Raw genomic sequence first — 15,737 nt, 5'->3', positions numbered from 1 at the left:
GTTCAGAAGGGCTCGGTGCGGGTCAGCAGCCAGTCGCGCGCTGCGCCGTCCACCAAGGGCAGCAGGCGCTCGCGCACGGTGGCGTGGTAGCGGTTGAGCCAGTCGATTTCGGCGGCATCCAGCAGGCTGCGTTCGATCGCTCGGGTGTCGATGGGGCACAAGGTCAGCGTCTCGAAGGCCAGCATGTCGCCAAAGGCGCCGCCTTCGGGGGTGCTCAGGGGCACGTTGAGCACGAGGTTCTCGATGCGCACGCCCCAGCGGCCCGGGCGGTACACGCCCGGTTCGATGCTGGTGATCATGCCGGGCTCCATGGCCATGTTGGGCTCCGGGATGGCCTTGGAGATGCTCTGAGGGCCCTCGTGCACGTTCATGTAGTAGCCCACCCCGTGCCCAGTGCCGTGGCCGTAGTCCAGTCCGGCCGCCCACAGGGGCGCGCGGGCGATGGCGTCGAGCATGGGGCTCAAGGTGCCCCGTGGGAACACCGTGCGTGACAGCGCCAGCGTGCCCTTGAGCACGCGGGTGTAGTCGGCCTTTTCCTGGGCACCGACGTCGCCCAGTGCCCAGACGCGGGTGATGTCGGTGGTGCCGCCCAGGTACTGGGCGCCGCTGTCGATGAGGAGCAGGCCATCGCCTTCGATGACGGCATGGCTGTCGTCGGTGGCGCGGTAGTGGGGCAGGGCGCCGTTGGCGCGCCAGCCGGCGATGGTGCTGAAGGACAGGCTGACAAAGCCCGGGCGCTTGGCGCGCTCGGCGCTGAGCATCTCGTCGACCGTCAACTCGGTCAGGCGTTCGCCGCGGGCGCGTGCCGCTTCGAAGGCGGCGTAGAACGCGCACATCGCCGCGCCATCTTGGGCCATGGCCTCGCGCACATGGGCAGCGTCGGCGTCGGATTTGCGGCTCTTGGCCAGGGTGCTGGGGTTGATGGCCTCCACCAGGCGAACGCCGTGGGGCAAGGCCTGGCGCAGCCCGAGCGTGACGCGCTTGGGGTCGAGCCAGACGGTGGCGTCGGCGTGCAGCGTGGCCAGGTCGGCATGGACGCGGGTGTAGGGGGCCAGGTGCACGCCGTCGGCCGCCAGATCTTGCGCCAATGGCGCGTCGATTTGCCCCTCGCTGACGAAGAGCGTGGCCTGCTGGGGCGCGACGAGCAGGTGGGCGACGAACACCGGGTTGTAGGGCACGTCCCGGCCGCGCAGGTTGAGCAGCCAGGCGATGTCGTCCAAGGTGCTGACGAGATGGTGCGTGGCACTTTTGGCGGCCAGGGCCTGACGCAGGCTGGCGAGTTTGGCGGCGCGGCTCTGGGTGGCATGGGGGGCTGCGTGGGCCACAACGGGACGGGCCGGCAGCGCGGGGCGGTCGGGCCAAGCGGCGTCGATGGGGTCGTGGGCCGTGACTACGCGCACGCTGGCGGCCTGGGCGGCGCTGTGCATCTGCTGGGCCTGGGCCAGGCCCAGAACCTGGGCGTCGGCGCCCAGGGCTTGGCCCGTTTTCACCCGAGCCAGCAACCAGGCCAAGGGCTCGTCGAGCCCGGCTTTCATGACCTTGACCAACTCGATGCCGCTGCCCGCCAACTCGTGTTCGGCTTGTTCCCAGTAGCGCGTGTCGGCGAAGACGGCGCAGGCGTCTTGGGTGAGGGCGAGGAAGCCGGCCGAGCCGCTGAAGCCGCTGAGCCATTGGCGCGCTTGCCAGCGTTCGGGCAGGTACTCGCTCAGGTGGGGGTCGGCCGAGGGCACGAGGAAGCCGTGAAGGTCCAGGCGGCGGAGTTCGGCTTGCAGGGCGGCCACGCGGGCGCGGGCGGGGTGGGTGCGGGTGTCCATGGTCGTCAGCCCTTGGGGGTGATCGGAGAGGTGGTCATTGTCCGGCGCCCTGGCGGGCCGCCAAAAAGTCAGAGTTCGGTGCGCACCGACCACAGCTCGGGGAACAGCACCACGTCGAGCATCTTGCGCAGGTAGCTGACGCCGGCGGTGCCCCCGGTGCCGCGCTTGAAGCCGATGACACGCTCGACGGTCGTGACGTGACGAAAGCGCCAAAGGCGAAACGCGTCTTCGAGGTCGACCAGCTCTTCGGCCATTTGGTAGAGGTCCCAGTGGGCTTGGGGCTCGCGGTAGACCTGCTGCCACAGCGCGAGCACGGCGGGGTGGGCGCTGTAGGGCTGGGTCCAATCGCGGGCCAGCACCTCGTCGGGCAGGGCAAAGCCACGCCGGCCGGCCAGGCGCAGCGCTTCGTCGTACAGGCTGGGGGTGTCGAAGGCCGCTTGCACGGCCGCCAGGCGCTCGGGGTGGTGCGCATGGGGCTGCAGCATGGCGGCGTTCTTGTTGCCGAGCAGGAATTCGATTTGCCGGTACTGGTGGCTTTGGAAGCCGCTGCTCTTGGCCAGGTAGGGGCGCAAGGCGGTGTACTCGGGTGGCGTCATGGTGGCCAGCACGTCCCAGGCGTGCACCAGCTGCTCGAAGATTTTGCTGACGCGGGCCAGCATCTTGAAGGCTTCGGGGAGGCGGTCGGTGGCGACGCGCGCGCGCGCTGCCATCAGTTCGTGCAGGGCCAGCTTCATCCACAGCTCGCTGGTTTGGTGCTGCACGATGAACAGCATTTCGTCGTGTGCGGGGGACAGCGGCTTTTGCGCGCCGAGGATGGCGTCCAGGCCCAGGTAGTCGCCGTAGCTCATGTCCCGGCTGAAATCCAGCTGGGCGCCGTGGTGTTGCAGGGTGTCGCTCATCACGTCACCTTGCCCTTGCGCTGGAAGCCGGGCGCTTGCCAGTCGCCGCTGGTGAGCACGTCTTGCAGGGCCGCCACGGCGTCAACGACGTCGGTGTGGCGCGTGTACAGCGGTGTGAAGCCGAAGCGCAGCAGCGGTGGCTCGCCATCGCGGAAGTCGCCCACCACGCCGCGGCTGATGAGGGCTTGCATCACGGCGTAGGTGTCGACCTCGGCCGGCAAGGACAGCGCGACTTGGCTGCCGCGTTGGGCGCTGGCGCGAGGCGACTCCACCCGCACCTGGGGCAGGGCGGCGTCCACGGCGGCGATGAAGGCCTCGGTCAGCGCCACCGACTTGGCCCGGATGGCGCTCATGCCCCCCAGTTGGCGGGCGATGTCAAAGACGTCCAACGCGCTTTCCAGGGCGGCCAGGGCCAGGATGGGGGGAGTTCCGCACTGGTACTGCTGGATGCCGGGTGCCGGCTGGTAGTCCGGTGTGAAGGCGAACGGGGCGGCGTGCCCCAGCCAGCCGGTGAGCGGCTGCCAGACCTGGCCCTGGTGCCGCGGGTGCGCCCACACAAAGGCGGGGGCACCGGGGCCGCCGTTGAGGTACTTGTAGCCGCAGCCGACGGCGAAGTCGGCGGCGCTGCCCAGCAGGTCGACCGGCACGGCCCCAGCGCTGTGGGCCAGGTCCCAGACGGCCAGGGCACCAGCCTGCTGAGCCCAGCGGGTGAGCAGGCCCATGTCGTGCATGCGGCCGCTGCGGTAGTTGACGTGGGTGAGCATGAGCACCGCGCAGCGCTCGTCGAGCAGGGAGGGGATGTCCTCGGGGGTGTCCACCAGCACCAGTTCGCTGCCGTGGGCGCGGGCCACGCTCTGGGCGATGTAGTTGTCAGTGGGGAAGTTGCTGCGCTCGCTGACCACCCGCTTGCGCTGGCCCTGCTGCAGTTGCAGGGCGGCGTGCAGCACCTTGTAGAGGTTGACGGAGGTGGAGTCGGCCACCAAGACTTCGCCGGCGCGGGCGCCAATCCAGGGGGCGATGCGGTCGCCCAGGCGGCGCGGCATGTCGATCCAGCCGGCGGTGTTCCAACTGCCGATGAGGTCTTGCCCCCACTCTTGCTTGATGGTGCGCCGCACCCGATCTGGCGTGGCCTTGGGCAGGGCGCCGAGGGAGTTGCCGTCCAGGTAAACCAAGCCTTCCGGCAGGTGAAAGTGCTGGCGCAGTGGGGCGAGCGGGTCTTGGGCGTCGAGTTGTTCGGCGTCGTGTCGGTTCATGGCAGGCTCCGAAGGATGGCGCGCACGGGGCTGGCGCAGGCGCCCACCCATTTCAGGGGCAGGGCGATGAGTTCGTAGTCGCCCTCGGGCACGTCGTCGAGCACGAGGTTTTCCTGCACGCGCAGGTCATGCTGGCGCAGTTGCTGGTGGGCGTCCAGCGATTTGCTGCTCGCGGGGTCGACGCTGGCCGTGTCGATGCCCACCAAGCGCACGCCCAGGCCCGCGAGCCAAGCCAGGGTTTCGGGGGCGTAGGCGCTGAAGTCGTCGCGCCAATGCCGGTCGGCCCGGCGTGCCGTGCGCACCAGCACGCGGGGTGGCAGGTTCTGGGCCGCGTGGGCGAGGTGCTCGGGCCGCACGAGCGGGCCGACGTCGATGGCGTGGATGACCCGACACGGCCCGAGGTAAGGCGCCAGGTCCACCGCGTCGATGGCGGGCGCGCCGTCGGCGTAGTGCAGCGGGGCGTCGGCGTGTGCGCCCACATGCGGACTGGTCGTCACGGCGCTGAGGTTGACCGGGCAATCGGCGCCCAGGCGGGCCGTCCATTGCAGGGCGAAAGGCTGGTCACCCGGGAAGACGGGCGATTCGGCACAGACGGGGGGAGACAGGTCCCACAGGCGAGGAGAGGGCATGGGCGCGCACCATAGCGAGGGTTGCGGGGGCGTGGTGTCGGTTGTTTCAGACAGTCCGGCGTTCTGCGGCGCGGTGCGTCATTTCAGGCTCTGCACGGCGGCTGCGGCATCGTTGGCCAGCGTGCCCGCCAGGCCTTGCAGCGCCAAGCGCGGCACCAGTTGCGCCCGCAAGAACGCCGACTGGCCGTAGCGTGTGATGCGTCGGTAGTGCCGCGCCGTCACCCGCGCCACCCAGGCGGTGTAGGCGTCGGCCAGTTCGGGGGCGAGGTCGAACTGCTCGTAGTTGACGATGCCATCGACCGGCTGGCCCAGGCCCGCCAGCTTGTCCTCGACGGCGGCTTGCAGGGTCGCAAGGTCGGTGGGCGTGTTCAAGCGCAGGTGGGAGAAGTCGAGGAAGAGCACGCCGTGTTGGGCGTCGAACACGATGCGTTGCGCCAGGGGGCGATGCAGCAGCCGCTCGCGCAGGCCCATGGGCTCGGGGGCGAAGAGGGCGGGGTCCATCGTTTGCCACGTTGCGCTCACCCGCGGTTGGAACGCCATGTGCGCCAGCACATCGCGTTCCAGGTCCAGGCCGGGCGCCAGCTCCACCAACTCCAGCCCCTCGGGCACCAGGCGCAGCACGCAGCGCTCGGTCACGACGAGCACCGGCTGCCCACGGGCCACCGCGTGCGGGCCGCTGAAGGTGCGGTGCTCCACCTGGCGCACGAACTTGCGCAAACCTTCGCCACCGAACAGCCCGGTGAACACCAGGCGCTTGGCCGATTGAGAGATGTTGATGAAGCCCCCGGCGCCGGCCAGGCGACTGCCGAAGCGGCTGACGTTGATGTTGCCCTGGGCATCGCACTGCGCCATGCCCAGCACCGCCAGGTCGAGGCCGCCGCCGTCGTACAGGTCGAACTGATCGGGTTGGTCGATCACGGCCTGCGTGTTCACCGCCGCGCCAAAGTTGAGTCCGCCCGCCGGGATGCCCCCGATCACGCCGGGTTCGGTGCTCAGGGTGATGAGGTCGATCACCCGCTCTTCGGCCGCCACGGCGGCCACGCCTTCGGGCATGCCAATGCCCAAGTTCACCAACTCGCCCGCGCGCAGCGCCAGCGCCGCCCGGCGGGCGATGACCTTGCGCGGCCCGGCCGCCATGGGCGGGAGTTGCGTCAGGGGCACGCGCAGGCGACCGGCGAAGGCGGCCGAGTAGGGCGTGGCGAAGGCTTGTGGGTGCTGCTCGGCGCATTCCGCGCGCACCACGCAGTCCACCAGCACGCCGGGCACCACCACCTCGCGCGGGTTCAGGCTGCCGCGCTCGGCCACCTGCTCCACCTGGGCGATGACGATGCCGCCGCTGTTGTGCACGGCCATGGCCAGGGCCCGGGTTTCCAGCGTGAGCGCCTCGCGCTCCATCGTGAGGTTGCCGTCCAGGTCGGCCGTGGTGGCACGGATCAGCGCCACTTGGATCGGGAAGGCCTGGTACAGCAGGGCTTCTTCGCCGTTGATTTCCAGCAGTTGCACCAAGTCGGCCTGGGTGCGCTCGTTGAGTTTGCCGCCGCCATGGCGCGGGTCCACGAAGGTGCCCAAACCGACCCGCGTGAGGTGCCCCGGCCGGTGGGCCGCAATGTCGCGGTACAGGTGGGCGATGACGCCCTGGGGCAGGTTCCAGGCTTCGATCCGACCCTCGACGGCCAGGCGCTGCAACCGGGGCACCAGGCCCCAGTGGCCCCCGATGACGCGGCTCACCAGCCCTTCGTGGCCCAGGTGGTTGAGCCCGCGCTCGCCCCCGTCGCCCTGGCCGGCGGCGTAGACCAGGGTGAGGTCGCGCGGGTGTCCGGCGGCCAGAAAGCGGCGCTCCAGCGCCAGCGCCAAGGACTCGGCGAAGCCGATGCCCACAAAGCCACTGCTGGCGACCGTGTCGCCGTCTTGCACCAGGGCCAGGGCCTCGTCGGCCGAGACGAGCTTGCCGCCTTCGTAGGCGCGCAATCCGTCGAGCAATTCGCGGGGGGTGGACATGGGGTGGGCTCCTGGTGAGGACGGATCGGATCAAACGAGGGGGCGCGCAGCCAGAAAAGCGTCGCGCAAGACGGCATGGCCGTCGCGGCGCCAGGCCGCGAACACGGCCGAGGGGTCGGGTTTTTCGACCAGCGGCCGGAACACCGCCCCCTGGATGCCCGCGCGCTCGAAGGCGGCGGGCACGATGGAGACCCCCAAGCCCTGCGCCACCAACGACACCACGGACAACCAATGCCGCCCCTCGTGCTGCAGCCGTGGGTAAAAGCCGTGCTGGCGGCAGATGTCGACGATGCGGGCGTGGTAGTCCGGCGAGCCTTTGCGTGAAAACAGGATGAAGGGCTGCTCGGCCAAGGCGCTGAGCGGCACCCGGCGCCGCCGGGCCTCGGGATGGCCGGCTGGCAAACAGGCGAGAAAGGGTTCGGCGTACAGCGCTTGGCAGGCCAAGGCGGGCGGCAGGCGGTCGGTGTGCAGCAGGCCCAGGTCCAACTCCTCGCGCAGCAAGGCGTCGATCTGGTCTTGCGAATTCAGCTCCACCACCACCACCTGCACGCGCGGGGACTGGGCCTGAAACGCCTGCAGCCAAGTGGCCAGCCCGTGTTGCAGGGCCGAGCCCACGAAGCCCAGGCGCAAGCGCCCCACCTCGCCGGCTTGCACCTCGCGGGCGCGCACGCAGGCTTGCTCGGCGCCCTCCAGCAGGGCTTTGGCGCTGGTGCGGAAGGCCAGACCGGCGGGCGTGAGGCGCACGCCTTTGCTGTCGCGCTCGAACAGGCGGGCGCCCACGCTGGCTTCCAGTTGCTGGATGGCCACGGACAGGGGCGGTTGCGACATGGCCAGCCGCTGGGCCGCGCGGCCGAAGTGCAGCTCCTCGGCCAGGGCGGCGAAACAGCGCAGGTGCCGGAACTCCAGCGACCGGGGAAGGGTTTCGATAGGCACGGCGAATCGTCGAAGTGGATGGATGAATTGGACACGAATCGACTGCCTCGCAATACTCGGGCCACCCCTGCACCCGGAGACTCCGCCGTGACCGACCGCGCCAACTTCCAATGGGACGATCCGCTGCTGCTGAACGCCCAACTCAGCGACGACGAGCGCATGGTTCGCGAGGCCGCCGCTGCCTACTGCCAGGGCCGCTTGGCGCCCCGCGTGCTGGAGGCCTTCCGCCACGAGCGCACCGACCCGGGCATCTTTCGAGAGATGGGCGAACTGGGGCTGCTGGGGCCGGTGATCCCGACCGCTTACGGTGGTGCGGGGCTGAACTACGTGAGCTACGGCCTGATCGCCCGCGAGGTCGAGCGCGTCGACTCGGGCTACCGCTCGATGATGAGCGTGCAGTCGTCGCTGGTGATGGTGCCGATCTTTGAGTTCGGTCGCGAAGCCACCAAACAGAAGTACCTGCCCAAGCTGGCGGCCGGCGAATGGATCGGCTGCTTTGGGTTGACCGAGCCCAACCACGGCTCCGACCCCGGCTCCATGGTGACCCGCGCCCGAGCGGTGCCGGGGGGCTACGAGCTGACCGGCTCGAAGATGTGGATCACCAACTCCCCGATCGCCGACGTGTTCGTGGTTTGGGCCAAGGACGACGGCGGCCAAATCCGCGGCTTCGTGCTGGAAAAGGGCTGGCAGGGCCTGTCGGCCCCGGCCATCCACGGCAAGGTCGGCCTGCGCGCGAGCATCACCGGCGAGATCGTGATGGACCGGGTGTTCTGCCCCGAGGAAAACGCCTTCCCCGAAGTGCGGGGGCTCAAGGGGCCCTTCGCCTGCCTGAACAGCGCCCGCTACGGCATTGCCTGGGGGGTGATGGGCGCCGCCGAGGCTTGTTGGCACACCGCTCGCCAGTACGTGCTGGACCGCCACCAGTTCGGCCGGCCCCTGGCGGCCAACCAACTCATCCAGAAGAAACTCGCCGACATGCAAACCGAAATCACCCTGGCCCTGCAAGGCTGCCTGCGGCTGGGCCGCATGAAGGACGAGGGCACCGCGGCGGTGGAGATCACGTCGATCATGAAGCGCAACAGCTGCGGCAAGGCGCTGGACGTGGCCCGGCTGGCGCGCGACATGCTTGGCGGCAACGGCATCAGCGACGAGTTTGGGGTGGCGCGGCACCTCGTCAACCTGGAAGTGGTGAACACCTACGAGGGCACGCACGACATCCACGCCCTGATCCTGGGCCGAGCCCAAACCGGCATCCCGGCGTTTTGATGCACAAGATCGGCCTGATCGGCGCTGGACGGGCGGCGGCGCACCTGGGGCAGGCGCTGGTGGCCTTGGGCGAGCCTTTGGTGGCCCTCGGCGGCCGCGACGTCGAGCGCACGGCAGCCTTGGCGCGGCGTTGGGGTGTGGCCCCCTGCACCCCGGTCGAGGTGCTGGCGCGGGCCGATTGGGTGCTGCTGGCGGTGCGCGACGAGGCCATCGCCCCCGTGTGCGCCGCGCTGCCCTGGGCGCCCAGGCACGTTGCCATCCACCTCAGCGGTGCCAGCCCGCTGAGCGTCCTGGACGCAGCCCGCGCGGCCGGGGCGCAGGTGGCGGGCTTTCATCCGCTGCAACTGCTGGCCGACCCCGAACCCACCGCGGCGGCTGCGCGCTCGGCCTTGGCGGGCATTTGCATTGGCATCGAAGGCGAAGGCGAGGTAGCCGGTGCCCTGGCCGCCCTGGCCCGCAGGCTGGGCGCCCAGCCCCTGACGCTGGACGGTGCCCAACGCGCGGCCTACCACGCCGGCGCCAATGCGGCGGCCAGCGGGCTGTTGGCGCCCTTGGCATTGGCCAGCCACCTGTGCGCTGAGGCCTTGGGGCTGTCGCCCGACGAGGCCTTGCGGGCCCTGATGCCCCTGGCGCACGGGGCCCTGAAGGCCGCGAGCGAGCGGGGCTTGGCGGGCGCCTTGTCCGGCCCGGTGGCCCGGGGCGACGTGCCGGTGCTGCAAGCCCACGCCCAAGCTTTGGCCGCTCGGTCGCAGCCCAACGACGCGGCGCTGTACGCGGCGTTGGTGGAGGCTTTGCTGCCGCTGGCTGCCCAAACCGGTCGCTTGGACGCCGCCGCCTTGGCCCGGCTGCGCGGGTGGCGGCGCAAGCCGCGCCTCAAGGCAGCAAGTCGCGCCGCTCGCCCCCGCTCAGCTTGAGCGAGTCGGTCGGTCGGGTTCTGGGTCAGCGGCTGTGCGACGTGAGCGCCGCCATGGGCGACGCCATGCTGACCCCCGGCGCCGCACCGCGGGCTGCGCGGGCTGCCGGGGTTGCGCGTTCGTCCAGCGCTTCGATCACTTCGCGTTCCACGGTGCCGCGCCGCATGGCCAGGCCCACCGCCAGGATGTCAATCACCAGCAGGTGCAGGATGCGCCCCACCATGGGCAGGTGGGTGGCCACGTCTTCCAGGTGATCGACCAGCAGCGCCACGTCCGCCTTGCGCACCAGCGGGCTTTGGCTGGCGGTGATGGCCACCACCTTGGCGCCGCGTGCCCGGGCCTGTTCGGCCACGTCCAGCAACTCGGGCAACTTGCCGCCACTGGACACGATCAGGGCCACGTCGCCCGGGCCCAGCACCTGACTGGCCAGGTGCGCCAAGCGAGGCTCGGTGTAAGCGCTGGAGGGCACACCGAAGCGCAGGAACTTGAACTGAGCGTCTTGCGCCACCACGCCGTAATGGCCGGCGGCAAAGCACTCGATGCGCCGGGCTTGCATCAGGATGTCGGTGGCGCGGTCGATGGTGTCTCGGTTGAGTTGGCTGCGCACCTGCAAGATGGCGCTGGCCGTGTTGCCCAACACCTTGGCACCCAGCTCCACCATGCTGTCGTCTTCGTTGACCTTGGTGTGGGTGACCGGCACGGTGCCCGTCAGGCCCGAGGCCAGGCGCAGCTTGAAGTCGCTCAGGCCCTCGCATCCCAAGCTGCGGCAGAAGCGGATGACGGTGGGTTGGCTCACGCCGGCGGCCTTGGAGATGTCGGCGATGGGGTCCGACAGCACCGCGCGCGGACGCGCCAGCACTTGTTCGGCCACGCGCTGCTCGGCTGGGGTGAGTTGCGGCTTGGCGCGACGGATCTGCTCCAGGATGGCGGCGCCCGGGCTGGTTTGCAGCTTGCGGAGCTGGCTTTCCAGGATGGCCGAGGCGCCCTTGAAGGTGGCCTGTTCGGCAGTGATGACGTAAGTGGGGATGGCGGCCACGTAGTCGCTGAAGCGGCCGCGCTCTTCGAAGCGGCGGCGGAAGGACGAGCGCTCGAACAAGGGCCCCAGGCGCGGCACGATGCCGCCGCCCACGAACACCCCACCCAGCGCCCCCAGCGTCACCGCCAAGTTCCCTGCGGCAGTGCCGAGCAGGGCGCAAAACACGTCGACCGTCTCTTGGCAGAGCGCGTCGCTTCCGTCGAGGGCCGCTTGCGTGATCTCAGGCGCTTGGCGAGTGGGTGCACTCACCCCGTGCAGCTCGGCCAGTGCGCGGTGGATGAGCGACAGCCCGGGCCCCGACAACAAACGCTCGAAGGAGACGTGCGAGTACTCGCGCCAAGCGTGGCGCAGGATGGCAATCTCGCGTTCGTCGCGGGGGCTGAAGCTGGTATGGCCGCCTTCGGTGCCCAGCGCAATCCAGCCATCGCCCGCCGGAATCAGGCCGGAAACGCCCAAGCCCGAGCCCGAGCCCAGCAGACCGATCACATGGTTGGGCGCGGCTTGCCCACCACCCACCTGCTGGCGCTCGTCGGCCTTGAGCCGGGGCAAGGCCTGGGCCAGGGCCGTGAAGTCGTTGACCACCACCAAGGTGTCCAGGCCGAGGCGGTGGCGCATCTCTTCGATGCTGAACTGCCAGTGGTAGTTCGTCATCCGGACTTGGTCGCCCTCTACCGGGTTGGCGATGGCGACACACGCATGAGCAACCCGCTCGCTCTCGCCTGCCGAGGCGGCACCCGGCAGTCCGTCCAGGTAGGAGCGGACCGCCGCGTGGAAATCCGGGTGGTCGGCGCAGCGCAGCGACTTGGCGTGCAGGAACACGCCGGCTTCGGGTTCCACGGCAAACCGGGCAAAAGTGCCGCCGATGTCGGCCAGCAGGCGAGGGCGCTCAAAAGTCATCACGGCTCCCGTCCCGGTTGAGGTGTTCAACCCCGGTGGGACTGTTGTCGAAGTACACCAACTCATTATCGAGAAGCGTCTCCCTGTGCGGCTTGGGGGTATGCGAGAGGCCGCAGCCCAGCCGCCATGTAGGCCAACTACATGACCGGCGGGTGTTGGGGTGGGAGGCTTGGCGAGCGCATGACGGCGCTATGCCGCGGTCTTTCTCGGTGCAATTGAGCTGCATCAATAACTTGCTGTGTTTTTCGTAAGCTGGATTCGCGTTCCTCGTATTCGGGATGGCAGGTGAAACCGGGTGCAAACGCCATTGCCGACGGCTTGTAGTTTTGCTACCGTGTGGTTCATTGCACTGTTTGCCCGGCTGCAGGAGCCGAGCCGTCATGGTCGAAACTTCCATCGCGTCCGCGCTTTCCACTTCGTTGGCCCCCTTTCCTTGGCTCTTGGCGGATGTCGGGGGCAGCAATGCCCGCTTCGCTTGGATGTCGGGTCCGGGTCAGGCGCCCCAGCACGTGCGCACCCTGTCCGTCGCCGAGTACCCGCAATTGGTGGATGCGGCCCGGGCCTACCTCAATGGCCTGGCCGTCTCGGGCCTCATCGGCTCTGCCGAACTCCCGGCCAGCGCCGCGCTGGCGGTCGCCACGGCCGTGACGGGGGATGTCGTGCGCTTCACCAACAGTGCGTGGAGCTTCTCTCAGCACCAGTTGGCCGACCAACTGGGGGTCCAGACCCTGGTGGTGCTCAACGATTTCGAGGCCCTCGCTTTGTCCTTGCCACGCCTGCGACCCGAGCAGGTGCAAGGCGCGCCGCTGGGCCGCCCGGTGGCGCCCATGGCCGTGGTGGGGCCGGGCACCGGCTTGGGGGTGGCGGGCTTGATGCCGCACCAACGGGCCGGCGGTGGGGCAGGAGTCACTTGGCTGGCCATCCCCGGTGAGGGCGGCCACGCCACCCTTGCGCCCGCGGACGATTTTGAGTGCGAGCTGTTGTCGGCCGCACGTCGCGAGTTCCCCCACGTGTCGGCCGAGCGCTTCCTGTCGGGCATCGGTTTGCCGGTCTTGTACCGCGCGGTGGCGCAGGTGGCAGGTCAGCGCGCCGTGCCGGAGGTGGATGGCAAGTGGATCGTGGAACGGGCACTGGCCGACGACGATGCCTTGGCCACTCGAACGCTCGACACGTTTTGCGCCATGCTGGGCAGCTTCGCCGGTTCGGTGGCGCTGACTTTGGGTGCCCGCGGTGGGGTCTACATCGGCGGTGGCATCGTGCCCCGCCTGGGCGATCGCTTCACACGATCCGCCTTCCGGCAGCGGTTCGAGGCCAAGGGGCGGTTCAGCGCCTTTTTGCAGCCCATCCCGACGCCGGTGATCACCGACACCCTGGCCGCGCTCGACGGCGCGGCTCAGGCCCTGACCCAGCTGAGCTGACCGGCCGCCCGCCTCACCGCAAGGTGAGCGGCCCGATGGCATCCATCCAACGCGGGTCCGCGGGGCTGCGGCGTCCGCCCATGGTGTGCGGTCCGGCGGTGTCGGCCAGCTCGCGGTAGCCGCCATCCCAATCCCAGGTGTTCAGGTACACCCTGGCCCCTTCCAGGCTGGCGCCAGGGGGCAGGGCGGCGGCTGGCAGGGTGATCACCAGTTCCCGCCGCTCGGGGTGGGCCGACACCGTGGCACCAGGGGTGAAGGGCTGCCCCTCATCCTGGGCGCTGGACCCGTCGGCGCTGAACCAGGCATTGGACCAGCCATGGACGCGCAGACGCCGGTGCCACACCATGCCGTCCGGGAGCTCCGCGCCTTGCAACGGCATCGTTCGCTGCCCGCCAGGCTGCCCCGGCAGCTCCAGGAACAGCGTGAAGGCCACGTGGTCGAAACCGTTCGCCGGGTTCCATGTGGTGGTGATCTCGTGCAGCTTCACCGTCAGCCGCAGGGCACGACCGGTTCGCTCCGCGCGCAGGCCCAGCAGGTCCATCTGCCGCGAAGCACCCCAGCTGGGGTCGGTCGGGTAGGTGGTGTGCCCCAGCGGGCCATGGTCGTCGCCCTTCGGGTCGCTGAGCTCGGCGATGGGCTGCCAGCGCACCGGCACCTGCACCTCGTGCGCAGCGGCGCCCACCCACGGCGCGTCGGGGCTGGCCCGGTGGCGCAGGCTCAAGCGGTGCCGCACGCCGGGGTCCAGCCAATCGTCGGTGGGCCAGTGCGCCAGCCAGCGGCCGCGCGCGTCGGGTTTCAGTGGCATGGCGTGGGCCAGGTCGCCGTCGGCCAGCAGTTCGGCCTCGTGGCCAGGGGGCACGAGCCCTTGCAGGGCCAACCGCCCATCGGCGGTGATGCGGGGAGCGGCCATCGTGGCCTTGGGGGTGCTGGGTGCCCCGGAAGGGGGGCTGGGCTCCAGTTGCCACACCTGCCCGCTGCGAGGTGGCAAGAGCACATCCACTTGCCCCGAGGCGTCCGTTTGCAGGGCCGAGGGCTGGCCATGCAAAGCGAAACGCGGCCGCAGGGCCATGGCCCCTGGGCCGACGCGCAAGCGATCGACCCACTGCGGCGAGTCCGACGTGTTGAACACCACGAGCAAGGACTGCTTGCCGTGCGTGGTGCGCCACGCGAGCACGCCCGGCCCGGCCCCGTTGGCGCGCAGCACCTGGGGCGTGCCGCGGCGCAAGGCGGGTTCATCGCGGCGCAAGCGGGTCAAGTCCGCGATCAGCCGGTACAGCCGGTGTTGGGGGTCGAAGTGATCGCGCCCGCCGCTGCCATGCCCCTGAGCAAACATCGAGGCCCGAGGTTCGGTGAAGCCCTGCTCGGTGCCGTAGTAAACGGTGGGGATGCCCGGCAGGGTGAACAGCGCCAACAAGGCTTGCTGCAAGGCTTCCTCGCTGCCCCCGGCCAAGAAGCGGTCCACATCATGGTTGTCCAAGAAAGTCGGCATGCGGTGCTGGCGGGCGCCGAACACGACCGTCTGGGCCTGCAGGCGCTGGGCCAACTCAGCGGGAGCTCGCCCCTGTGCAAACACCGCCTGCAAGCTGCCGTAGAGCGGGAAATTCAGCATCCCGTTCATGCGTCCCGGCGTTTGGTAGGCCTGAATGCGACGCATCTGCCGGGTCTCGCCAGGCTTGTCGATGCCAAAAGCCTCGCCAAACACCAGCAGGTCGTGGCGCCCCATTTGCTGTGCCACGCGCAGCAGGCCGGGCGCTTGTGGGTCGCTGCTGTGCAGCCAGTCCTCGAAAAAGGTGGGCGGCATGTAGAACGCCGTGTCCACGCGCAGCGCGTCCACCCCCACCTCGTGCAGCCAAAAACCGTAGCTGTCCCGCAGGGCGCGGCGCACCACGGCGTTCTCGGTGTTCAGGTCGTCCAGCCCGGACATCTGCCAGTTCAGTTCTTGCTCGAGGTCGGCGTAGTTGCGGATGGCGGGCGTCCAGTGATAGACCCCTGCTGCGCGTTGGATGGGGTCGCGCGGGTCGTTCTGGTCGAAGGGCGCTTGTAGGGGGCGCGTGTGAGGTGCGCTGCCTGCATGGGGTTGCCAGCCGGCCGCTGGGTCGTCCCGCCGCCAGGCGCCCTCCGCATAGCCGAAGAAGTTGCCCATGTGGTTGGGGACCACGTCCTGGATCAGGTGCATCCCGCGGGCGTGAAGGGCTTGCGCCAAGCAGCGGTAGTCGTTCAAAGTGCCCAAGTGCGGGTCGACTTCCTTCAGGTGGCTGGCCCAGTAACCGTGGTAGCCCGTGCCTTGGCCGTCGCGCCACTGGTTGAGTACGGGCGGGGTGATCCAAAGCGCCGTTGCGCCCAGCCCTTGGATGTAGTCCAAGCGGCGCATCAAGCCGGCGAAGTCGCCGCCACTGTAGAAGCGCCCGTCTTGGGGGCGGTACTCGCCCGCGCCTTGGTCGTTGTTGCCAGGGTTGCCATCGTCGAAGCGATCGGTCATCACAAAGTACACGACCTGATCGCGCCAATCGGGGGATGGGCGAGGGGCCGGCGCTGGGCACTCGGCGGCCCCGACCGGGCCACCGACCACCGTGACCACGAGGGTCAGCAACGCGGCGACGGATGGGTGTAGGAAGTGAGTGCGCATGACTGTAGTTTTGCTACCAACATGCATCGTCGCCGGCCCCAATCCCCCTCGCAT

Annotated in this window: 11 protein-coding genes; 3 read left to right on the top strand and 8 right to left on the bottom strand. The window is 69.6% G+C overall.

Annotated features, from left to right (window positions below; translation table 11 throughout):
• Positions 1–2: 2 nt before the first annotated feature.
• From O9335_RS13400 to O9335_RS13375, 6 genes are all read right to left on the bottom strand, one after another.
• Positions 3–1,814, bottom strand: a complete 1,812-nt coding sequence (locus O9335_RS13400; protein ID WP_298388926.1) for an aminopeptidase P family protein — start codon at positions 1,812–1,814, stop codon at positions 3–5.
• A gap of 68 nt (positions 1,815–1,882) precedes the next feature.
• The gene (gene kynA / locus O9335_RS13395; protein WP_298388923.1) at positions 1,883–2,713 is read right to left on the bottom strand and encodes a tryptophan 2,3-dioxygenase; all 831 of its coding nucleotides are present in this window, start codon (positions 2,711–2,713) and stop codon (positions 1,883–1,885) included.
• On the bottom strand, positions 2,713–3,966 hold the full coding sequence (gene kynU, locus O9335_RS13390) for a kynureninase (protein WP_298388921.1): 1,254 nt from the start codon (positions 3,964–3,966) through the stop codon (positions 2,713–2,715). The genes kynA and kynU overlap by 1 nt, the downstream gene beginning before the upstream one ends.
• Entirely contained in the window at positions 3,963–4,595 is a 633-nt protein-coding gene (gene kynB, locus O9335_RS13385; protein ID WP_298388919.1) for an arylformamidase, read from the bottom strand. The genes kynU and kynB overlap by 4 nt, the downstream gene beginning before the upstream one ends.
• Positions 4,596–4,673: 78 nt before the next feature.
• Entirely contained in the window at positions 4,674–6,593 is a 1,920-nt protein-coding gene (locus O9335_RS13380) for an acyl CoA:acetate/3-ketoacid CoA transferase (RefSeq protein ID WP_298388917.1), read from the bottom strand.
• A 30-nt stretch (positions 6,594–6,623) separates the two neighbouring features.
• Positions 6,624–7,499 carry a LysR family transcriptional regulator gene (locus tag O9335_RS13375; RefSeq protein WP_298388981.1) on the bottom strand — a complete coding sequence of 292 codons (876 nt, stop codon included), beginning with the start codon at positions 7,497–7,499 and terminating at the stop codon, positions 6,624–6,626.
• Positions 7,500–7,613: 114 nt separating this feature from the next.
• Between O9335_RS13375 and O9335_RS13370 the strand changes: the two genes are divergently transcribed.
• Positions 7,614–8,792, top strand: a complete 1,179-nt coding sequence (locus O9335_RS13370; protein WP_298388916.1) for an acyl-CoA dehydrogenase — start codon at positions 7,614–7,616, stop codon at positions 8,790–8,792.
• On the top strand, positions 8,792–9,706 hold the full coding sequence (locus tag O9335_RS13365) for a DUF2520 domain-containing protein (protein WP_298388914.1): 915 nt from the start codon (positions 8,792–8,794) through the stop codon (positions 9,704–9,706). Before O9335_RS13370 ends, O9335_RS13365 begins: the two co-directional genes overlap by 1 nt.
• 25 nt (positions 9,707–9,731) lie before the next feature.
• Here O9335_RS13365 and O9335_RS13360 read toward each other — a convergent pair whose 3' ends face one another.
• Positions 9,732–11,639, bottom strand: coding sequence for a glucokinase (locus O9335_RS13360; RefSeq protein WP_298388912.1), 1,908 nt, complete (start codon positions 11,637–11,639; stop codon positions 9,732–9,734).
• A gap of 380 nt (positions 11,640–12,019) precedes the next feature.
• On the opposite strand from O9335_RS13360, the gene glk reads away from it, so the two are divergent.
• A complete protein-coding gene (gene glk, locus O9335_RS13355; RefSeq protein ID WP_298388910.1) occupies positions 12,020–13,057 on the top strand; it encodes a glucokinase in 1,038 nt (345 codons plus the stop codon).
• A gap of 13 nt (positions 13,058–13,070) precedes the next feature.
• Here the strand turns inward: glk and O9335_RS13350 are convergent, their stop codons facing one another.
• Positions 13,071–15,683: an alpha-amylase family glycosyl hydrolase gene (locus tag O9335_RS13350; protein WP_298388907.1), complete on the bottom strand. Its 2,613-nt coding sequence runs from the start codon at positions 15,681–15,683 to the stop codon at positions 13,071–13,073.
• Between the last annotated feature and the right edge of the window lie 54 nt (positions 15,684–15,737).

Source organism: Inhella sp., from assembly GCF_027532025.1.
Taxonomy (GTDB): Bacteria; Pseudomonadota; Gammaproteobacteria; order Burkholderiales; family Burkholderiaceae_C; genus Inhella.
The sequence above is the reverse complement of the archived record's forward strand: the minus strand, read 5'-3'. Positions and strand labels throughout refer to the sequence as shown.